At 63.6% G+C, this 20,122-nt stretch carries 22 protein-coding genes and 3 tRNA genes; 3 read left to right on the top strand and 22 right to left on the bottom strand.

Annotation, left to right across the window (positions count from 1 at the left end):
- Window positions 1-10: 10 nt before the first annotated feature.
- The 16 genes from ACOOFO_RS09800 to aceA all read right to left on the bottom strand — a co-directional run bounded on the left by ACOOFO_RS09800 (window position 11) and on the right by aceA (window position 11,594).
- A complete protein-coding gene (locus ACOOFO_RS09800) occupies window positions 11-1,051 on the bottom strand; it encodes a tetratricopeptide repeat protein (protein WP_420426593.1) in 1,041 nt (346 codons plus the stop codon).
- Window positions 1,048-1,497, bottom strand: a complete 450-nt coding sequence (locus tag ACOOFO_RS09795; protein WP_420426592.1) for a cytochrome c-type biogenesis protein — start codon at window positions 1,495-1,497, stop codon at window positions 1,048-1,050. The genes ACOOFO_RS09800 and ACOOFO_RS09795 overlap by 4 nt, the downstream gene beginning before the upstream one ends.
- A complete protein-coding gene (locus ACOOFO_RS09790; protein ID WP_420426591.1) occupies window positions 1,494-2,021 on the bottom strand; it encodes a DsbE family thiol:disulfide interchange protein in 528 nt (175 codons plus the stop codon). Before ACOOFO_RS09790 ends, ACOOFO_RS09795 begins: the two co-directional genes overlap by 4 nt.
- Window positions 2,021-3,997 carry a heme lyase CcmF/NrfE family subunit gene (locus tag ACOOFO_RS09785; protein WP_420426590.1) on the bottom strand — a complete coding sequence of 659 codons (1,977 nt, stop codon included), beginning with the start codon at window positions 3,995-3,997 and terminating at the stop codon, window positions 2,021-2,023. The genes ACOOFO_RS09790 and ACOOFO_RS09785 overlap by 1 nt, the downstream gene beginning before the upstream one ends.
- On the bottom strand, window positions 3,997-4,479 hold the full coding sequence (gene ccmE, locus ACOOFO_RS09780) for a cytochrome c maturation protein CcmE (protein ID WP_420429720.1): 483 nt from the start codon (window positions 4,477-4,479) through the stop codon (window positions 3,997-3,999). Before ccmE ends, ACOOFO_RS09785 begins: the two co-directional genes overlap by 1 nt.
- On the bottom strand, window positions 4,466-4,627 hold the full coding sequence (gene ccmD / locus ACOOFO_RS09775) for a heme exporter protein CcmD (RefSeq protein ID WP_420426589.1): 162 nt from the start codon (window positions 4,625-4,627) through the stop codon (window positions 4,466-4,468). Before ccmD ends, ccmE begins: the two co-directional genes overlap by 14 nt.
- Complete coding sequence (ccmC, locus tag ACOOFO_RS09770; protein ID WP_420426588.1) at window positions 4,620-5,366, bottom strand: heme ABC transporter permease CcmC; 747 nt, start codon at window positions 5,364-5,366, stop codon at window positions 4,620-4,622. The genes ccmD and ccmC overlap by 8 nt, the downstream gene beginning before the upstream one ends.
- The gene (ccmB, locus tag ACOOFO_RS09765) at window positions 5,363-6,031 is read right to left on the bottom strand and encodes a heme exporter protein CcmB (RefSeq protein ID WP_420426587.1); all 669 of its coding nucleotides are present in this window, start codon (window positions 6,029-6,031) and stop codon (window positions 5,363-5,365) included. Before ccmB ends, ccmC begins: the two co-directional genes overlap by 4 nt.
- Window positions 6,028-6,633 carry a heme ABC exporter ATP-binding protein CcmA gene (ccmA, locus tag ACOOFO_RS09760; RefSeq protein WP_420426586.1) on the bottom strand — a complete coding sequence of 202 codons (606 nt, stop codon included), beginning with the start codon at window positions 6,631-6,633 and terminating at the stop codon, window positions 6,028-6,030. The genes ccmB and ccmA overlap by 4 nt, the downstream gene beginning before the upstream one ends.
- A gap of 31 nt (window positions 6,634-6,664) precedes the next feature.
- Window positions 6,665-6,751, bottom strand: a tRNA-Leu gene (locus tag ACOOFO_RS09755).
- A 51-nt stretch (window positions 6,752-6,802) separates the two neighbouring features.
- A tRNA-Cys gene (locus tag ACOOFO_RS09750) sits at window positions 6,803-6,876 on the bottom strand.
- Between the two features lie 50 nt (window positions 6,877-6,926).
- Window positions 6,927-7,002, bottom strand: a tRNA-Gly gene (locus ACOOFO_RS09745).
- 37 nt (window positions 7,003-7,039) lie between these two features.
- Window positions 7,040-7,615, bottom strand: a complete 576-nt coding sequence (gene pgsA / locus ACOOFO_RS09740; RefSeq protein WP_420426585.1) for a CDP-diacylglycerol--glycerol-3-phosphate 3-phosphatidyltransferase — start codon at window positions 7,613-7,615, stop codon at window positions 7,040-7,042.
- A gap of 64 nt (window positions 7,616-7,679) precedes the next feature.
- Window positions 7,680-9,491: an excinuclease ABC subunit UvrC gene (uvrC, locus tag ACOOFO_RS09735; RefSeq protein ID WP_420426584.1), complete on the bottom strand. Its 1,812-nt coding sequence runs from the start codon at window positions 9,489-9,491 to the stop codon at window positions 7,680-7,682.
- The gene (locus tag ACOOFO_RS09730) at window positions 9,488-10,147 is read right to left on the bottom strand and encodes a response regulator (protein WP_420426583.1); all 660 of its coding nucleotides are present in this window, start codon (window positions 10,145-10,147) and stop codon (window positions 9,488-9,490) included. Before ACOOFO_RS09730 ends, uvrC begins: the two co-directional genes overlap by 4 nt.
- Window positions 10,148-10,283: 136 nt before the next feature.
- Window positions 10,284-11,594: an isocitrate lyase gene (aceA, locus tag ACOOFO_RS09725; RefSeq protein ID WP_420429718.1), complete on the bottom strand. Its 1,311-nt coding sequence runs from the start codon at window positions 11,592-11,594 to the stop codon at window positions 10,284-10,286.
- 401 nt (window positions 11,595-11,995) lie between these two features.
- On the opposite strand from aceA, the gene ACOOFO_RS09720 reads away from it, so the two are divergent.
- Window positions 11,996-13,207, top strand: a complete 1,212-nt coding sequence (locus tag ACOOFO_RS09720) for an alkane 1-monooxygenase (RefSeq protein WP_420426582.1) — start codon at window positions 11,996-11,998, stop codon at window positions 13,205-13,207.
- Window positions 13,208-13,211: 4 nt separating this feature from the next.
- Window positions 13,212-13,388 (top strand): rubredoxin, encoded by a 177-nt coding sequence (locus ACOOFO_RS09715; RefSeq protein ID WP_420426581.1) that lies wholly within the window; start codon window positions 13,212-13,214, stop codon window positions 13,386-13,388.
- On the opposite strand, the gene ACOOFO_RS09710 is transcribed toward ACOOFO_RS09715, so the two are convergent.
- The 5 genes from ACOOFO_RS09710 to ACOOFO_RS09690 all read right to left on the bottom strand — a co-directional run bounded on the left by ACOOFO_RS09710 (window position 13,385) and on the right by ACOOFO_RS09690 (window position 18,152).
- The gene (locus ACOOFO_RS09710) at window positions 13,385-14,131 is read right to left on the bottom strand and encodes a MerR family transcriptional regulator (protein ID WP_420426580.1); all 747 of its coding nucleotides are present in this window, start codon (window positions 14,129-14,131) and stop codon (window positions 13,385-13,387) included. The genes ACOOFO_RS09715 and ACOOFO_RS09710 overlap by 4 nt on opposite strands.
- A 7-nt stretch (window positions 14,132-14,138) precedes the next feature.
- Window positions 14,139-14,612, bottom strand: coding sequence for a ribonuclease E activity regulator RraA (rraA, locus tag ACOOFO_RS09705; protein ID WP_420426579.1), 474 nt, complete (start codon window positions 14,610-14,612; stop codon window positions 14,139-14,141).
- A gap of 57 nt (window positions 14,613-14,669) precedes the next feature.
- Window positions 14,670-15,176, bottom strand: coding sequence for a disulfide bond formation protein B (locus ACOOFO_RS09700; protein ID WP_420426578.1), 507 nt, complete (start codon window positions 15,174-15,176; stop codon window positions 14,670-14,672).
- An 11-nt stretch (window positions 15,177-15,187) separates the two neighbouring features.
- On the bottom strand, window positions 15,188-16,708 hold the full coding sequence (locus tag ACOOFO_RS09695; RefSeq protein WP_420426577.1) for a fumarate hydratase: 1,521 nt from the start codon (window positions 16,706-16,708) through the stop codon (window positions 15,188-15,190).
- Window positions 16,709-16,781: 73 nt separating this feature from the next.
- Window positions 16,782-18,152 (bottom strand): class II fumarate hydratase, encoded by a 1,371-nt coding sequence (locus ACOOFO_RS09690; protein WP_420426576.1) that lies wholly within the window; start codon window positions 18,150-18,152, stop codon window positions 16,782-16,784.
- A 125-nt stretch (window positions 18,153-18,277) separates the two neighbouring features.
- On the opposite strand from ACOOFO_RS09690, the gene purB reads away from it, so the two are divergent.
- Window positions 18,278-19,657 carry an adenylosuccinate lyase gene (gene purB, locus ACOOFO_RS09685; protein ID WP_420426575.1) on the top strand — a complete coding sequence of 460 codons (1,380 nt, stop codon included), beginning with the start codon at window positions 18,278-18,280 and terminating at the stop codon, window positions 19,655-19,657.
- A 35-nt stretch (window positions 19,658-19,692) separates the two neighbouring features.
- On the opposite strand, the gene ACOOFO_RS09680 is transcribed toward purB, so the two are convergent.
- Window positions 19,693-20,115: an acyl-CoA thioesterase gene (locus ACOOFO_RS09680; protein ID WP_420426574.1), complete on the bottom strand. Its 423-nt coding sequence runs from the start codon at window positions 20,113-20,115 to the stop codon at window positions 19,693-19,695.
- Window positions 20,116-20,122: the final 7 nt, after the last annotated feature.

The following is a 20,122-nucleotide window of genomic DNA, read 5'->3' as shown; positions in this document are numbered from 1 at the left end:
AACGAGCCGATTAGCCTTTTGGCGCATCCCCAGGCGCGGTCAGGGTCAGACGAATCTGCTGCTTGCTGGCGGGGTCAATTCGGGTGCGGGCAACCGGGTCGCCAGCGCCCCCGCTGGCCTCTCCGGTGGAAGACCAGCGGGCGCCGATCTCGAGTGCGTCGTAGCTGTGCAACGGTTGCCCGGGCTGCAGCCGGTGTTGATCACCCAGCACGACGGTCAGCGGAAACCGGGGCTCGGCAATGCGGCGTGCGGCGATCGGCATCGGTGGTCCCTCGGCCTGGCGGGCGAAGACGAACAGTACGCCGCCCTGTGTCTGCACGTCCGCGCCTAGCTGTACTTCAATCTCCAATGCGGGCGTGTCGGTCGCCGTGGTCTCGTTCCCGGCATCGCCATTGTCGAGTGCGCTCGGATCGATGGAGGCGAGCCGTGCGCGCAGTCGATCCTGCGTCTGCGGGTCGAGCACATTGGCATCAAGCACTGCCTTCAAGTGCGGCACGGCCGCGGCTGCATCCCCCTCTTGAATCAGCAGCGCTGCCAGGGTGTAGTGCGCCCACATGTGATCGGGTGCCACGTCCAGCGCACGTTCGGCCTGAGTCCGCGCAATCACGCGTGATTCCGAGCCTGGGGGTGCGGTGCCCAGGCGAGCGCGCGCTTCCGCGGCGAGGATGTCCGGGTTCGGTTCCTGCGTCATGGCATTGGCGCGAGCGAAGGCCGCAACAGCCGCCTTGGGTTGACCTGCGGCTTCACGCGCCCGTCCCAGAAGGAAATAGCCCTGCACATCCGGCTTATCGGCGAGCTCGGCTTCAAGGTCGTTCGCCATTCCGGCCATCGCCGCGGCAGGGTCGCTTTCCGCAAGCGCAATGCGATCCGCGATGCGGTGGTTGTCGCTGAGCGTGTAGTGCAGCGCGCTGCTGGCAAGCACGATGAAGCCAACGATCAGGCCGATGCGCAGCACGCGTACCGCCGCGGAATTGCGACGGGCATGCCAAAAAGCAAGCAGGCTGACCAGCCCGCCGACGAACACACCCAGACCAAGAATGGCAGCGCTCAAGACATCTCCTCGTCCGTTTCATCATCTTCCGGCCGTGCGCGGCGCAGGCGGCGGGCCAGGATCACAAGGGCAACCAGTAGCAACAACGCAGGACTGGCCCAAAGCAGATAGGTCTTGGGCTCCACGGCCGGCTTGTACAGAACGAAATCGCCGTAGCGTTCGCGCATGTAGCGACGAATATCTTCATCGCTGCGACCTTCCAGGATCTGCTTGCGCACCTGGCGCTTGAGATCGAGCGCCAAATCCGCGTTGGACTCCGCAATGCTCTGGTTCTGGCAGACCAGGCATCTCAGCTCTGTGGTCAACTGGTGAAAGCGCTGTCGCTGCTCCGCATCCAGCCCCTCATCGCCGACCGCCGCGATGGCAACAGCTGGAAGCAGGAATAGCAAGCACAGCAGGAGGGCAACGCCTTTTCGATGGATGGCGATGGCTTTGACGCCTATCACGACGGGGATCCGCTCAAGGTTGCCAGTCGTGGTAGCAGTTCGTCGCGCAGGTAATCGTCGTCCACCGGCCCTACCTTCTTGTGAAGTACGGTGCCATCGGCGCCGATCAGATAGGTTTCCGGCACGCCATACACACCCCAGTCAATGGCAAAGCTTCCCTCTGGGTCGCGCAACACGACCGTGAAAGGATTGCCGTGTCGTTCGAGCCAACGCGCAGCGGCACTGCTCTCGTCCTTGTAGTTGACACCAATGATGGTGACGCCGCGCTCGGCGAGTGCCATCAGTTCGGGGTGCTCCGCCAGGCAAGGCTGACACCAGCTCGCCCAGAAATTGACCAGCCGCGGTTTACCTTCTGTGCCTGCCAGCGCCGATGCGTCGGAGGCATCTTCCGGTGCGGGCAGATTGGGTGCGGTCTTGCCCACCATGGGCGAAGGCAAGGCGCGGTCCATGTCCTGCATGCCGGCATAGAGGAGGATCACGAGTGCCGCCAAGGCCAGCAGAGGAACCCAGATATGTGCCCGCATCAGGTCGCCTGCTGTGCGTTGCCGGCCACGCCGGAGGCTGCTTTCTCGCTACGCGTCGCACGCCAGTAGCGACGGTCGAGCGCGGCGATGAAGCCACCCAGCATCATCAGTGCCGTCCCCAGCCAGACAAGCCGCATCATGGGCTTGTACTGCAGCCGCAGCGACCAGGCGTCCGCACCCATGGGTTCGCCCAATGACACGTAGAGATCCCGCATCGGCGTATAGGTGACGGCCGACTGCGTCATGATGTCCTGCTGGACACGGTAGCGACGCTTTTCGGGATACAGCGTTGCAATGGGCGCGCCATCCTGCAGTACGGTCACGGTACCGCGTTCGGCGATGTAGTTCGGGCCCTCGACCGGGCGCGTCCCTTCGAAGCGGAACTGGTAGCCCTCAACATCGGCCACCTCACCCGTAGCCAGACGCACGTCGCGCTCGATATCGAAGCTCGAGACCACTGTGACCGCGATGACGAACATGCCCAGCCCGAGGTGGCCCAGGCTCATGCCCCAGAGCGAGCTCGGGATGCTGCCAACGCCTCGGCCTGAACGTGCCCGCAGCCAGAGATCGCGCAGTGCCGCGAAAATGGCCCACAGACCGAGGATGATGCCGACCAGCGCCATGGCACTGCGCGCGGCGTAGATGCCTGCCCACAGTGCGATTCCGGCCACCACGGCCACCGCGGCCGGCAGCGCCGCCGCGCGAAGCACCGGCCCCGCCTTGGAGCGCTTCCAGGCCAGCGTGGCCGAAAAGCCCACCAGTAGCACCAGCGGCAATCCCAACGGGATGAACAAGGCCTCGAAATACGGCGGGCCCACGGACATGGTGCCGAGCCCAAGACTGTCGACTACCAGGGGATAGAGCGTGCCAATGAAGACAACCGCGGCCAGCACCACCAGAAAGACGTTGTTGAGCAGCAACGCACTTTCTCGCGAGATGACCGCCACCCGGCTTTCCGGCTTGAGCTGGCTCGCGCGCCAGGCATAGAGCGCCAATGCCCCACCCACTACGACGGTGAGGAAAGCCAGGATGTAGAGCCCGCGCTCCGGATCGCTGGCGAAGGCGTGCACCGAGACCAGCACGCCGGAGCGCACCAGGAAGGTCCCGAGCAGGGACAGCCCGAAAGCGACAATGGCGAGCAGTACCGTCCAGGACTTGAACACGCCGCGCTTGTCCGTGACCGCCAGCGAATGGATCAGCGCCGTCCCCACCAGCCACGGCATGAAGGAAGCGTTTTCGACCGGGTCCCAGAACCACCAACCGCCCCAGCCGAGTTCGTGATAGGCCCACCAGGAGCCAAGCGCGATACCGGCAGTGAGAAAGGCCCAGGCGGAGGTGGTCCATGGACGCGTCCAGCGCGCCCACGTGCTGTCCAGACGGCCCTCGATAAGGGCCGCTACCGCAAAGGCGAAGGCCACCGCAAAGCCGACATAGCCCATGTAGAGCAATGGCGGATGGATGACCATGCCAGGGTCCTGCAGCAATGGGTTCAGGTCCCGGCCGCTTTCTGGCACCGGGAACTGCAGGTCGAAGGGATTCGAGGTCCACAGCGTGAAGGTGAGAAAGCCGATGGCCACAAAGCCGAGCACGCCCAGCACGATGGCGCGCGTGCTCGACGGCAGATTGTTCGAGAAGCGACCAACGCACCAGGTCCAGCCTGCAAGCATCAGCATCCAGAGCAGCAGGCTGCCTTCATGCCCACCCCAGACGGCACTGAGCTTATAGGCCAGCGGCAGTTCGACGTGACTGTTCTGCGCCACGAAGACGACTTCGAAGGCGTCCTGAACGAAGAGGGCCGACATGGCGCAGTAGGCCACGAAGATGAGCAGCAGATGACTGGACACCATCGCATTGAGCAGTGCGGGCGCAGCCGGATGGCGCTCCGGCGCGCGCGCGGCCTGCACGGCGAAAAGCATTTGCAAAACGCAGACGCAGGTGGCGCCTGCCAGAGCCATGTCACCAAGTGCGGGAAGCATCAGGAATCGTAGCCTGTGTCGTAGCCCGCGCGGACGGGCTTGAAGGGTTCACAGCTGTGGCCGGTTTCGTCGGCAAGACGCTCGGCGAGCTCAGGGGGCATATAGTTTTCGTCGTGCTTGGCAAGGACTTGCTGTGCCTGGAAGGTGCCCTGGTCATCAAGATAGCCCATGGTCACGATGCCCTGCCCTTCACGGAAAAGATCGGGAAGGATGCCGGTGTATTTCACGGCGACTTCGTGGTCACAATCAGCCAGCTTGAAGAGGACATCCAGCGAGTCAGGGTCGCGATTGACGCTGCCGGTGGTCACCAGCCCCCCGAGCCGGAAATTGGTCGACGAAGGCACCTCGCCCTCCGCGATGTCGGTCGGGGTGTGGAAGTACATCAGGTTTTCGCGAAAGGCCGCGCTTGCCAGCGCCGCCGCTGCACCGACCACCACGAGCAGCAACGCGATCCATGCCATGCGTTGCCTACGCGCCGTCATCTTCATCCCAGATCTCCGTGATCTCGTCACGCGCGTGCTGCATCCATGCACGCGCCGCCCAGACATTCCAAAGCACCGTTGCAGCGGCCAGCCCGAAGCTGCTCCACACGAAGACCGCGTGGCCGCCCATTGCCAGCCATTCAGACATGTGGCGGCTCCAATTGTTCGCGTACCCAGCGCTGACGCGCGTTACGACGCACATTTTCGGCCTGCATGCGGCGCAGCACATTGGCTGCGCTGAACAGCGTCAATCCGAGCGCCATGCCGAACAACGGCCACAGCATGCTGGCATCAAGCGTGGGCTTGCCCAACAAGGTGATGCTGGAGGTCTGGTGCAGACTGTTCCACCAGTCGACCGAATAGCGCACGATCGGAACGTTGACCCAGCCCACTACGGCAAGCAGGGCCGCGGCTCGGGCGGCGGCACGCGGTTCGGACATGGCCCCGTGCAGGGCGATGACACCCAGATACAGAAACAGCAGGACCAGCTCCGAGGTCAGTCGCGCATCCCACACCCAGTAGGCACCCCAGGTCGGCTTGCCCCACAGCATTCCAGTGACCAGTGCAAGCGCGGTGAAGCTGGCCCCTATCGGAGCGAGACTGATCAATGCGCACTCCGCCAGCTTGACCCGCCAGATCAGCACGATGAGTCCCGCCGTGGCCATGCCCGAATACAGCGCCAGAGACAGCCAGGCGGCCGGGACATGCACGTAGATGATGCGATAGACCTCGCCTTGCTGATAATCCGGCGGGGCCAGGATCAGCCCGCCGATCAGCCCATAGACCACAAGCGCCGCCGCTGCGCATTCCATCCATGGGGTCCACCGGCGTGCGAAGCGGTGAAAATGCGGCGGCGATGTCAGCTTGTGGAACCAGGTCCAATTCATGTCGGTTGCAGTTTGGCGGCGGCCGCGCAGGCGAATGGGATGCCGCAGATGCAGAGCAGCGAAACGCTGGCCAACAAGTATAAAGGTCCGCTTGCGCTCAGTCCGTGCAGTGCCGCTCTTGCCGCACCACTGCCGAAAATGATGATCGGCAGCGACAGCGGGAGCACGCAGAGCGGGAGCAACAGCCCTGCGCGCGGCAGACTGGCGGTCAGGGCCGCACCCAGGCCAGTGATCATCGACAGCGCCGGTGATCCAACCCAGAGCGCGGCCACGAGCACGCCAATGGCTTCCCCCTTCATCTGCAGGGCCACCATCGCCAGCGGTGCCACCAGCAACAGCGGCAGCGCCGTGAACAGCCACTGCGCGAGCAGTTTGCCGAACATGAGCAAGGGTAATGGCGTGGGGCTGCGCATGAGCTGCTGCAGAAAGCCGGAACGTGCGTCGTCGCGGAAGGCTCGCTCGCTACCCACGATCAAGGCGAGCAGCAGGGCCACCCAGATGACGGCCGGTGCCGCTTCTCCTAGCCAGGGGGCTTCCGGCTCCGCGCCCAGCACGAAGGCGGTGACGACCACGGCGAAGAACACCAGGGGCTGAGCCCAGTTCGCGCCGCGGTGCCGGGTGAGCATCCACTCGCGGCGCAGGATCGCCAGGGCGCCTCCCGTCATGCCTTCAGCTCCACACGACGAGGTGTCAGCCCCTGAATCGGCTGATGCGTCGTCAGCACCACGGCTCCCCCGCCCTCGCAGAAAGCGCGGATGCGGGCACTCAGCCGCTCGACGGCCTCGGTATCCAGCGCTGCAATGGGTTCATCGAGCAGCCACAGGCGCGCGTCTTTCTTCAACTCGGTGGTTGCCAGCGCGGTGCGCTGCTGTTGGCCGGCGCTGAGCGCACCCAATGCGCGGCGCCGTGCCCGAGGCACTTGCCAGTAGCGCATCGCGGCTTCGATATCCGGGTTTTCCACGCCGTGCAGATCGCACCACAGGGCCAGATTCTCTGCGGCAGGTAACTCGGGTGCAAAACCATGCCGGTGCCCGATCCAGATGCTGTCCGTCAAAGGGGGAACGTGAAGCACACCGCTGTCAGGCGGGCGCAGCCCGGCAAGTGCTTCAAGCAGGCTGGTCTTGCCACAGCCGTTGGGGCCACAGACCTGCACCGCTTCCCCGGCATGCAACTGGAAGTCGAGATGCTCGAAGAGAGGGCGAATGCCGCGCGTAATGCTCAGCCCGGACCCTTGGATCAGGGGGGCGGCCGCTTCGGAATACTCCATCAGGAAAGGGACGCTTGTGGACCGGCGGCGATGGTGCCCGAGGCCGGGATCGAACCGGCACGGCCTTGCGGCCACGGAATTTTAAGTCCCGTGCGTCTACCAGTTTCGCCACTCGGGCGGGCTCTACCCCAGCGAAGCAACTCGCTCATGAACCGATGTAGCGGGGCATTGGAGGCTCGGGCCGGAATCGAACCGACGTACACGGATTTGCAATCCGCTGCATCACCACTCTGCCACCGAGCCACGCGATGTCCTCAAAGCAAAAACCCCGGCAGTGCCGGGGTTTGCCGTAATGGAGCGGGAAACCGGGTTCGAACCGGCGACCTCAACCTTGGCAAGGTTGCGCTCTACCAACTGAGCTATTCCCGCAAAGCAGGCGCGTATTGTATGGCGCCAAACGAGGGTGTCAAGCATCTGTAGCCTGATCGTCCTGAGAAAGCGCAGGCCATGCTGCTTGGAGGTAGGCGATCATCGATTGCAGCGTCAGCACAGCCGCCACGATCAGCAAGGCGAAGCCGATGGTGTACAGCGGCAAACCGAACAAGGTCAGCTGCCACAGCATCATGGCGATGGCGGTCATCTGAAAGCCGGTTTTCAATTTGCCGAGCCAGCTGACGGCGACGTTGCGCCGCGTGCCGATCTCCGCCATCCACTCCCGCAGCGCGGATACCGCGATTTCGCGGCCGATGATCACGCTGGTGATCAACGCCAGCAAGACGCCTGGGCGGTCGTAGAGCAGCAAGACCAGCGACACCGCGACCAGCAACTTATCCGCTACCGGATCCAGAAAGGCGCCAAAGCGGCTTTCCTGCTGCCAACGGCGCGCCAGGAAGCCGTCCAGCCAGTCGGTGATGCTGGCGAGGATGAAAACCACGGCCGCCGCCTGCCGGGCATAGGGCACCGGCATGAAAAACAATGCCATGACCACGGGTATGGCCACTACCCGGCCCAGCGTCAGTATCAGCGGCAACGTCAGCTTCACAATCACCCCATGCGCGTTGTTATGCGTGAAGTGTATTCGCCATGGCTGCAACGTGTCGGATGACTCAGCGCAGAGCAGCGTGGATGCGGGCCGCCAGCGTGCGGCTGATGCCCTGCACCTTGGCAATGGAATCAACGCTGGCGGCCCGTACCTGACTGATGCCGCCAAAATGATTGAGTAAGGCACGTCGGCGTGCCGGCCCCAGCCCTTCGATGTCTTCCAGCCTAGATTGCGTGCGCGCCTTGCCGCGTCGGGCACGATGCCCGGCGACGGCAAAGCGATGCGCCTCGTCCCGGATCTGCTGGATGAGATGCAGGGCCGGCGAATCCGCGGGGAGACGGAAGGCCGCCCCACCCTCGCTTGGAATCAGCTCCTCAAGGCCAGGTTTGCGCGTCACGCCCTTGGCAACGCCGAACAAGGGGATCGCGTCGGCATCGCGCTCCGCCAGTGCCGCCCGCGCCGCCTTGACCTGCCCCTTGCCGCCGTCAATGAGCAGCAATTCGGGAAGAATGCGTTCGCCATCGTCGCTGGGGCGGAAGCGCCGCTGGACCGCCTGCTGAATGGCGGCATAGTCGTCGCCAGGAGTGATGTCGCGAATGTTGTAACGACGGTAGGCGCTTGAGACGGCGCCGCTGCTATCGAACACCACGCAGGAGGCCACGGTGCCTTCCCCGCCCGTATGCGAGATGTCGAAGCATTCGATGCGGTTGGGGGGCGCCGGCAGGCCAAGATGCTCGGCCAGTTCGACCAGCCGCTGGTCCATGCTGGCTGCCTCGGTGAGGTGTGTGGACAGTGCCTGCGCCGCGGTGTTGGCCGCCATCTCCAGCAATTTGCGCTTGAAGCCCCGCTGCGGCGTGCGGATGGCCACCTGATGGCCACTGCGCGCGCTGAGGGCGGCGGGAAGTCCGGCCTCCTCCGACACCGGGTGGCTGACCAGGATCTCGCGCGGCGGCGGGTGCTCGGCATAGTGCTGGGACAGGAAGCTTTCCATCAGTTCGCCGGGTTCGACGTCATTGCCATGGCGCGGAAAGAAACTGCGGTGCCCAAGATTCAGCCCGTCGCGCACCGACATCACCACCAGCGCACTGCACCCCGCGTGCGGCGCCAGTGCGATGACATCGGTATTGCGCGTGCCTCCGGTCACCCCACGCTGCTGCTGAATGCGATTGAGCGCGGAGATCTGGTCGCGCAGGCGTGCAGCCCTTTCAAAGGCAAGCGTCTCCGAGGCCTTGTTCATCTCCGCTTCCAGCTCGCGCATGAGTGCCTCGGCGCGCCCGTTGAGCAGCTGCGTGGCACGCTCGACATCGCGTGCGTAGTCCGCCTCACTGATGCGACCCACGCAAGGCGCGGAACAGCGCTTGATCTGATGCTGCAGACAGGGCCGCGTGCGATAGTTGAAATAGGTATCGCGACACGGCCGCAGCTGAAAGAGCCGCTGCAGACTGTCCAGTGTCTCCTTGACCGATGCCGCCGACGGAAACGGCCCGAAGAACTGGTCGCGACGATTGCGCTGACCGCGATAAAAGGCGATGCGCGGATAGGCATGATGGGTGATGCGGACGTAGGGATAGCTCTTGTCGTCGCGATACAGAATGTTGTAACGCGGTCGCTGTTCCTTGATCAGGGTCGCCTCGAGCAGCAGCGCCTCATCCTCGCTGTGCGTGACCGTGACCTCGATGCGGGCGATCTGGTCCACCATCGCCTCGATACGGGGGTTGCCCGAGGCACGCAGGAAATAGCTGCCTACGCGCTTGCGCAGATTGCGTGCCTTGCCGACATAGAGCAGCGCCGCGTTGGCATCGTACATGCGGTAGACGCCAGGGGCGGTGGTCAACTGCGCGAGGAAGGCCTTGCTGTCGAAGGCGGAACCCGTCATGAACCGCGGTCAAGCCCCTGCTGGCTGTCGAGCATGTCGTAGCGCATGGCGAGCCGCGTCAATTCCACATCGTTATGCACCCCTACCTTCTCGAACAGGCGGTAGCGGTAGGTGCTTACCGTCTTCGGGCTGAGGCAGAGCCGGTCGGAAATGGCCTGCGTCCCCAGACCTTGGGTGAGCATGTACATCACCTGGAGCTCGCGCTGCGACAGCGCGTCGAAAGGCGATGTGTTCTTCCCCTTGGACAGGTGGGCGGCCAGATTGCCGGCCACGGCGGCTGCCACATAGTGCCCGCCGGAGTGGACGCGCCGGATGGCGGTGACCACCTCGTCCGCGGCCGAGTCCTTTCCGATATAGCCCACGGCACCGGCGGCCAGCAAGCGTGACGGATAGGGTTCGTCCACGTGCATGGATACCCCAATGATCTTCACGTCCGGGAAGCGCTGATGGATGCGGCGTGTCGCTTCCATGCCACCGAGGCCGGGCATGTTGACGTCGAGCAGCAGCACGTCCGGTTCCTGCGCGCGCACACACTCGATGGCCTCCTCACCAGAGGCCGCCTCGGCGAGCACTTCCATATCGGGCTGTTCGGACACCACCCGGCGCAAGCCAGCGCGGACCAGTCGGTGGTCGTCGACGAGAATGATCGTGATCATGGCACTTCCTTGACAGTGGCCCCATGGTAGCGCCATCGAGCTCTGTTCTGGTGCGTCTGGGGATACCTTGCGTGCACCCGAAAAAGAAAAGGCCCGGCAGAACCGGGCCTTTTCGCGCATCGCTTGATGGCGACGATCAGAACTGCTCTTCTTCCGTCGAACCCGTCAGCGCGGTCACGGAGGAAGCGCCACCCTGGATGACCGTGGTGACGTCGTCGAAGTAGCCCGCGCCCACTTCCTGCTGGTGCGACACGAAGGTGTAGCCCTTGTCGCGTGCCTCGAACTCGGGCTGCTGCACCATGTTGGTGTAGTGCTTCATGCCTTCGCCACGCGCGTAGTTGTAGGCGAACTGGAAGGTGTTGAACCAGTTGATGTGGATACCCGCCAGCGTGATGAACTGGTACTTGTAGCCGTAGCTGGACAGCTCTTCCTGGAACTTGGCGATGGTCTTGTCGTCCAGGTTCTTCTTCCAGTTGAAGGAAGGCGAGCAGTTGTAGGCCAGCAGCTGACCCGGGTTCTCCTTGCGCACGGCGTCGGCGAATTCCTTGGCGAAGCCGAGGTCCGGCGTGCCGGTTTCGCACCACACCATGTCGGCGAAGGGCGCGTAGGCAACGCCACGGGAAATGGCCTGCTCCAGACCATTCTTGACGCGGTAGAAGCCTTCCGCGGTGCGCTCACCGGTCAGGAAGGGAGCGTCGTTGGCGTCGTGGTCCGAAGTCAGCAGATTGGCAGCTTCGGCGTCGGTACGGGCGAAGACCAGGGTCGGCACGTTCATGACGTCGGCAGCCAGACGGGCGGCAACCAGCTTCTCGATGGCTTCCTTGGTCGGCACCAGCACCTTGCCGCCCATGTGGCCGCACTTCTTCACCGCGGCGAGCTGATCTTCATAGTGCGCACCGGCGGCACCATTGATGATCATGTTCTTCATCAGCTCGAAGCCGTTCAGCACGCCGCCAAATCCCGCTTCGGCGTCCGCCACGATGGGCAGGAAGTAGTCGATGGCTTCCTTCTCGTCCATCGCGCCGTCACAGATCTTCTTCCACTGGATCTCGTCGGCGCGCTTGAAGGTGTTGTTGATGCGGCGAACCATCGTCGGCACCGAGTCGTAGGCGTACAGCGACTGGTCCGGGTACATGGTTTCGGAGGTGTTGCCGTCCGCGGCAACCTGCCAGCCGGACAGATAGATCGCTTCGATGCCAGCCTTGGCCTGCTGCATGGCCTGACCCGCGGTGATCGCGCCAAAGCTGTTGACGTAGCCCTTCTTGGCATCTCCGTTGACGAGCTTCCACAGCTTCTCGGCACCCTGGCGGGCAAGGGTGTATTCCGGCTGCACAGAGCCGCGCAGGCGGACCACGTCAGCCGCGCTGTAGGGGCGCTTCACACCCTTCCAGCGAGGGTTGTTCGCCCAGTCATTCTCGAGTTGCTTGATTTGCTCTTCGCGGGACATGCTCATGAGGTGAATCTTCCTTTGTTTCGGTGGTATGGGCGGGTGGATACTGCAAATAACCCGACTCGATGGGCGATCGTTCGTGCAGGAAAGGCCCACGCGTGCCTCGTGGAACCCAATAGGCGCCTAAGCCCCCCGGTCGCGACCTTTTGTCTTATCCATCTCCTCGCGGAATCTCGGCTGCGCAGCACATCCGGCCCGCGCAAAACAAACGCTGCGCCCCGCCTGTCGCGGGAACGCACCCCTTAAAAAGGGGCGCGAATATACCCGAGACGGACTAGTCACGCAATCGAAATGGGCGCCCGGGTCGTGTTGCGCAATGGTTGACAGTGCGGCCGCGGGCAAATACATTGCGTAGTATAACTACGCACTACGCGGGAAGACCTGCAGGAGACAAGGCCATGCTACTGACACGCGCGTTCAAGGACCCTGCCTCCAGCGCTGAATACATCGATCGCAAGCGGGGTCTGTGGATCCTCAGCACCCTCTACCCCATCGTTCCCGGACTGATCATTCTGGCCGGCGCCCTCGGTGGGCATCCCTGGCTGTTCTGGGCGACGCCGGTGCTGTTCTATATCGGCATCGCGGCGATGGATCATCTGCGCGGTGAAGACAACAACAACCCACCGGAATGGGCGGTGAGCGCAATGGATGCCGACCCCTTCTATCGCACGATGGCGCTGCTTGCCGTACCAGGCCACTTTCTGACACTGATTGCGGGCGCCTGGGCCTTCACCAGCGGCGCCTTCCCGCTGTGGTCCTTGGTCGGCCTGGTCTGGACCGTTGGCATCATCAGCGGTCTGGCCATCAACACCGGCCACGAACTGGGTCACAAGAAATCCGCGCTGGAGCGCTGGTTCGCCAAGATCGTGCTCGCCATGCCGGCATACGGGCACTTCTTCATCGAGCACAATAAAGGGCATCACCGTGACGTGGCCACGCCGGAGGATCCGGCCAGCTCCATGCTCGGTGAGAACTTCTATCGTTTTGCCTTCACGCGCGAGATTCCCCAGACGGCGCGGCGCGCGTGGCGTATCGAGCGTGACCGTCTGCAGCGCACGGGGAGTCCAGTGTGGAGTGTGCACAATGAAATCCTGCAATCAGCCTTGATCACGGTGGTGCTGTATGGCGCATTGGTGGCGGCTTTTGGATGGATGGCGCTTCCCTTCCTGCTGCTGCAGGCCTTCCTCGGCTATCTGCTGCTGAGCCAGGCCAATTACATCGAACATTACGGCCTGTGCCGACAACGGAATGCGGATGGGCGCTATGAGCGGCCACGTCCAGAACATTCGTGGAATACCAACCATATTCTTTCCAATCTGGTGCTGTTCCATCTGCAGCGTCATTCCGATCACCACGCCAATCCGACCCGGCGCTTCCAGGCACTCCGCCATTTCGACGGGCTTCCGCGGCTGCCCAGTGGCTATCCGGGGATGTTCATGCTGGCGCTGGTCCCCCCACTGTGGCGGGCGGTGATGGATCACCGTGTCGCCGAGCACTACGGATACGATCTGTCACGAGCCAACGTCGATCCGCGCAAGCGCGCGGCGCTCGAGGCCCGCTTCGCGCATCGGTCGGCAACGGCAGAGCACAGCGCCTCCATGGAGGGCTGATGCCATGCGCTACCGCTGTCCTGGTTGCGGATTCGTCTACGACGAAGCGACAGGCTGTCCTCATGAAGGCTTCCCACCTGGCACGCCGTGGAGTGCCGTGCCGGATGACTGGGCGTGCCCGGACTGTGCCGTGCGGGAGAAGATCGACTTCGAGCCGGTAGCGGCCAACGACGCCTCCTAGGCGTCGCTGCCGCCGTCGTCGGATTCCGTTGCGAACTGATTCACGAAGGACCGCACGCGGCGGGTGTGCAGCAGGGCAAAGGCGCGGTTGACGTGGGGGATCACAACATTGAGCAGCGCGTCGGTCTCGGCGTCGGAGAGATCGCGCAGGTGTTCGCTGAAGATGCGCACTTCTGCACGAAAGACCGATTCCACCGCGTCATTGATGAAGCGAAGGGCTTCCGGCCCGAGCCCACGTTCGAGGCGCAATCCCGCGTCGCGCATCTCGGCCCATAGCGTCAGCAGGCGCTCTTCCTCCTCGGTCAGTTGCGTGGCGTTGGCGCGAATGAATCCAATGTCCTCGGCCTGACGCAATTCGTCCTGACTGAGGTCAAGCAAATCGGCCAGTTTGCGCCGTGCATGGCCGCTGCCGGTGGCATTGCGCTGCAAGCGGAGCCGACGCCGCATGCGATCCAGCATGCCGCGCTGCCGATCCGAGAAGTGGTGGGCATCACGGTCGTGCAGTACGGCCTTGATGGCTTCCAGCGGCAGGAACTCCTCGTCCTTGAGCTGGCGGATGGTACGCAACAGGCGGATATGCTCTTCCGAGTACCACGCCATATTGCGCGCCGGACGCTCCGGCTCGGGCAGCAATCCCTCGCGGATGTAGAAACGGATGGTCTCTCGCCCTACCCCGGTTTCGCGCACCACTTCCGCCATGCGGTAGCGTCGCGCTTCGGTCTCCCTGTTGCCGCCGGCTGCCACGACCGGCTCAGAGCGGGTGCGGTGAAACCAGGATGCCGTCGGCGTCGCAATACACCATGTCGCCGGGATGGATGGTCACGCCACCGAAATGGACGGTCTTGTTCTCGATGCCGGCGCCGCGCTTTTCGGACTTTCGTGGATGCGTGGCCAGCGCCTTGACCCCGATATCCATCTCTTCAATCGCGGCGGAATCGCGGATGCAGCCGTAGACCACGACACCGGCCCAGCCGTTCTTGACCGCCAGCTCCGCAAGCTGGTCGCCGAGCAGCGCGCAGCGCATGCTACCGCCGCCATCCACCACCAGCACTTTCCCCTCGCCTGGCTGCTCGAGTGCAGCGCGGACGAGGCTGTTGTCTTCGTGGATCTTGAGGGTGTGAGCCGGTCCGTGGAAATCGATGCGGCCGCCGAAGTCTCCGAACATGGGCTCGACGATGGCGCAGCCCGGATTGGCGTCGGACAGGTCCGTGGTGGCGTAGCTCATGCGATTCTCCCTATGGTTGCGTCGGAATGTTGGAACGGGTGCGGTGTGGTTCCGCCGTTAGAGGTACTCGTGGCGTGTGCGCGTCAGCCAGAGAGTGACCAGTGTCCAGCCGATGAGGGCAATAAAGCCAGCCAGGGTGAGCTGTGGCAGCGAAAAGCCCATCCAGGTCCAGTCGATGACGGCGCAGTTGCCGTCGCCCCTCAGGACCGTGGTGAGCACCTCCCATAGCGGCAATGCGTCCACCAGAAAGTCGAGCGTCGGTCCGCAGGCGGGAATCTGGTCCTCCGGCAGATTCTGCAACCAGACATGCCGACCGGCGATGCCCGCGCCGGTACCAGCACTGAGCAGAGCGAGCACACCATAGACGCGGCGGCCACCGCCGGTGGGTCCGTGCAATGCGGCCAGCAGCAAGATCACTCCTGTGGCGATCATGGCAATGCGCTGGAACACGCACATCGGGCAGGGTTCCAGACCCACGCTGTGCTCAAGCCACAGCGCGAAGGCCATGGCGCCGGCGCATGCCAGAAACCCAAGCAGACAGAGGACGCGAAAGTTGTGCAGCACGTGTGCTCTCTTTAGTCGGTAACGACCGGAATCTTTCCGATCCGCGCCTGCCATTGCTTGGGGCCGGTCTGGTGGACAGACTCCCCACTGGCGTCCACCGCCACGGTGACAGGCATGTCCTGCACGTCGAACTCGTAAATCGCTTCCATGCCGAGATCTTCGAAGCCCACGACTCGGGCCGAGCGGATCGCCTTGGATACCAGGTAGGCGGCGCCACCCACGGCCATCAGATAGGCCGAGCCGTGTGCACGGATGGCTTCGATGGCAGCTGGCCCACGCTCCGCCTTGCCCACCATAGCAATAAGACCCGTCTGCGACAGCATGGTCTCGGTGAATTTGTCCATGCGCGTGGCCGTAGTGGGGCCCGCCGGGCCGACGGCTTCGTCACGCACCGGGTCGACCGGGCCGACGTAGTAGATCACGCGGTTGGTGAAGTCCACCGGAAGCGGTTCGCCCCTGGCCAGCATGTCGGCAATGCGCTTGTGCGCGGCATCGCGGCCGGTCAGCATCTTGCCATTGAGCAGCAGCGTCTGGCCTGGTTTCCAGCTTGCCACCTCTTCCGGGGTCAGGTTGTCGAGATCGATGCGCTTGGCCACATCGGTATTGGCCTTCCAGGTGACGTCCGGCCAGTCCTCCAGCTTGGGGGTCGGCAGTTCCGCCGGGCCTTCACCATGCAGATGGAAATGGACGTGACGCGTCGCGGCGCAATTCGGAATCATGGCCACCGGCAGATTCGCCGCGTGGGTCGGGTAATCCAGAATCTTCACATCCAGCACGGTGGTGAGACCACCCAGGCCTTGCGCACCGATGCCCAGCGCATTGACCTTTTCATAGAGCTCAAGGCGCAGTTCTTCGAGCCGGTTGCTTGGCCCGCGCGCGATGAGTTCCTGAATGTCCACCGGCGCCATGATGGATTCCTTGGCTAGCAACATCGCCTTCTCCGGCGTGCCGCCAATACCGATGCCCAGAATGCCCGGCGGACACCATCCCGCGCCCATGGTCGGCACGGTCTTCAGTACCCAGTCGACAATCGAGTCGGAGGGATTGAGCATGACGAACTTGCTCTTGGCCTCCGAACCGCCGCCCTTGGCGGCACAGATGACTTCCACGCTATCGCCGGGCACGATCTCGTAATGCACCACGGCCGGCGTGTTGTCCTTGGTGTTCTGACGGCGACCGGCTGGATCGGCCAGCACGGAGGCGCGCAGCACATTGTCCGGATCGCTGTAGGCGCGCCGGACGCCTTCGTTGACCATTTCCTGCACGGACAGCGTGCTGTCCCACTGCACCTGCATGCCCACCTTGAGAAAGACCAACGCGATGCCGGTGTCCTGGCAGATCGGTCGCCGGCCCTCGGCACACATGCGCGAATTGGTCAGAATCTGCGCGATGGCATCGCGGGCGGCCGGGGACTCTTCGCGTTCATAGGCCGCGCCCAGAGCCTGGATGTAATCCAGCGGATGGTAGTAGCTGATGTACTGAAAGGCATCGGCGATGGAGGAAACGAAGTCTTCCTGCTTGATCGTGGTCATCGGCTTGAATCGTGTTGGCGCGGCGACATGCTAGCCGATTGCATCCCGGCCATGCGCGGTATGCGCCCAAGGTCTACCCCGTCAGGGCGCGCGGGTCGAGCAGCTGGCGCAGCCGAGCCTCATCAAGGCCGCTGTCTTCCAGCGCCACCTCCATGACGCTACGCCCTTCGCGGTAGGCGCGCTTGGCGATAGCGGCCCCTTTGTCGTAGCCGATCTCGCGGTTCAGCGCCGTGACCAGAATCGGGTTCTTCTCCAGCGCCCGCATCAGCGAATCCGCGCGCACCTGGAATCCCTCGATGACGGGCACCATCGCCGCGCAGGCCCTGGCACTCAAATCGATGGAGGCCAGCAGATTGTGCGCGATCACCGGCAACATGACATTGAGCTGGAAATTGCCGGATTGACCGGCGATGGCCACGGTCGTGTCGTGGCCCATGATTTGTGCTGCGGCCATGGCCACCGCCTCCGGGATAACCGGGTTCACCTTGCCCGGCATGATTGAGGATCCCGGCTGGATGGCGGGCAGCTCGATTTCTCCCAGTCCGGCCAGCGGACCGGAATTCATCCATCGCAAATCATTGGCGATCTTCATCAATGCCACAGCAAGGGTGCGGACGTTGCCCGATGCCTCTACCGCCGTATCCTGGCAGGACAGCGCCGCGAAATGATTGCGCGCGGGTTGAAAAGCCTTGCCGGAGATCTCTGACAGCGCCGCGCAGAAGGTGGTCGCAAAGCCCTCCGGCGCGTTGACGCCGCTGCCCACGGCGGTCCCGCCCTGGGCGAGTTCGGCGAGGCGCGGCAACACACCGACCAGCCGCTCCTCAGCCAATTCGAGCTGTGCAGCCCACGCGCCCAACTCCTGGTCGAGCCGGACCGGCATGGCGTCCATCAAGTGGGTGCGCCCGGTCTTGACGTAGGCGTTGAGCGTTTCGCCACGGTCCTGGATCGCACCCCGCAACGCGCGCAATGCGGGCAGCAGCTGCTCCTCAAGCGCCAGTGTGACAGCCACGTGGATGCTGGTCGGAATCACATCGTTGGACGACTGACTGGCATTGACATGGTCATTGGGATGAATGGTCTGGCCACTGGCTTCGCTTGCCAGCCGGGCGATCACTTCATTGGCGTTCATGTTGGTCGAGGTGCCCGATCCGGTCTGGAAGACATCCACCGGGAAGGCGTCATCCACTTCGCCGTCGGCGACGCGGTGCGCCGCGGTCGCGACCGCCTGCGCCACTGCGTCGTGCAACACACCGCACTCCCGGTTGGCTTGCGCGGCTGCAGCCTTGACCAGACCAAGGGCGCGCAGGAAGGTGCGCGAAAAGCGATGGGGCGACAGCTGGAAGTTGTCGATGGCGCGTTGCGTCTGAGCGCCCCACAGGGCCTCGGCCGGCACCGTCACCGGTCCCAGCGAGTCATATTCCGTCCGTGTCTTGCCGTTCTGCATCGCCTTGACCTCCTGATTCACTCGTCACTGTCGAGCCTGCCTTAAAATGCGCGGTTTCAACACCATCGGCGGCCCGCGATTGCGGCCCGCACCGGGCGCGCTGCGCTACTGACTACGGACCCTGCATGCAATTGACCTCCCTCTCCGCCATCTCGCCGGTCGACGGCCGCTATGCCGACAAGACCTGGCAACTGCGCGAAATCTGCTCGGAATACGGTCTCATCCGTTTTCGTGTACTGGTCGAGATCCGCTGGCTGGAAGCCCTTGCCGCCTGCGATGCCATTCCCGAAGTGACGCCGTTGTCGGCGTCGGCCCAGGAGCGGCTGGAACAAATCGCTGCCCGATTCGATATTGACGAGGCGCAGCGCGTCAAGCAGATCGAGGAGACCACGAACCACGATGTCAAGGCGGTCGAGTATTACCTGAAGGAGCGCATCGGCCAGCACGAAGAGCTGTCCAAGGTGAAGGAATTCATGCACTTCGCCTGCACCTCGGAAGATATCAACAACCTTGCCTACGCAGTCATGCTGGAGGAGTGCCGCTCGCAGGTGTTACTGCCGCACCTTGACCAGCTCAGCGCGCGCATTGCCGAGCTGGGCCGGATGTATGCCGAGCAGCCCATGCTGTCGCGCACGCACGGTCAGCCCGCCTCCCCCACCACCCTCGGCAAGGAATTCGCGGTGTTCTATCACCGTCTTGTCCGCCAGCGCGAACAGCTGGCCAAGGTCGAAATCATGGGCAAGATCAATGGCGCAACGGGCAACTGGAACGCGCATATGGCTGCCTATCCGGAAGTGGACTGGCCCGCCTTCTCGGCGGCCTTTATCCGCGATCTGGGGCTGTCACCCAATCCAGCAACGACCCAGATCGAACCGCATGACTTTGTCGGGGAGTATTTCCACGCGCTGGAGCGTGCGAATACCGTCCTGCTCGACCTCTGCCGCGATGTCTGGGGCTATGTTTCGCTCGGTTATTTCCGCCAGCGCACCGTGGACGGCGAAGTCGGCAGCTCTACCATGCCGCACAAGGTCAATCCCATTGATTTTGAAAATGCCGAGGGCAACCTCGGCATGGCCAACGCCATTCTGGGTCACCTCGCCGGCAAGCTGCCGGTGTCGCGCTGGCAGCGCGACCTTACCGATTCCACGGTGCTGCGCAATCTCGGCGTCGGCATCGCGCACAGCGTGCTGGCCTTCCAGTCGATTACCAAGGGGGCGAACAAGCTGGAGGCCGACGCCTGGCGCATCGGCCGCGACCTGGATGAAAACTGGGAGGTCCTCGGCGAGGCGGTGCAGACAGTGATGCGGCGCTACGGTCTACCTGAGCCTTATGAGCAATTGAAGCGACTCACGCGCGGCCGCCGCATTGATCGGGATGCGCTCCGAGCCTTCATCAATGATCTCGAAATCCCCGCTGCCGATCGCGACCGCCTGCTGGCTCTGACCCCCGCTGACTACATCGGCAATGCGGCCGATCAGGCGCGTGATCTGGGTAAGGAGGACTAGGGCCTGTTAACGCGCAGTCGGTCGCGACCTTGGCCCTAGTCGCTTTCCGGCTGCTCGGGCAGCAGGTAGGTGCTCAACTGCTGCCGGACGCCATCCGGTATCGCCAGCGTGGCCTGTGCCACATAGTCATACCACACCACGATGGCCTTGGTGCGTGCTGCCAGCACCCCCTGGTCATACATGAAGGCGCGGGTTTCGAAGCTCTTGGAGCCGATGCGCGCAATGCCATAGGCGACATCGAGGGTGGCGGGTGCACGCACCTGGGCGACGAAGTCGCAACCGATATGCGCCAGAATCAGGCCGTAATCCTTCCAGAATCGCGCGTCTTCGGCCATGAGCTGATTGAAGAAGCCCAGGCGAACATCCTCGTCATAGGTGAAGAAACGCGCATTGTTGACGTGGCCCAGGGCATCCATGTCGCCCCAGCGCACCTCGATGCTGACGCGGTGTGGCGCCATGTCAGGC

The sequence above is a fragment of the Algiphilus sp. genome (assembly GCF_965216485.1).
Lineage (GTDB): Bacteria > Pseudomonadota > Gammaproteobacteria > Nevskiales > Nevskiaceae > Algiphilus.
The sequence above is the reverse complement of the archived record's forward strand: the minus strand, read 5'-3'. Positions and strand labels throughout refer to the sequence as shown.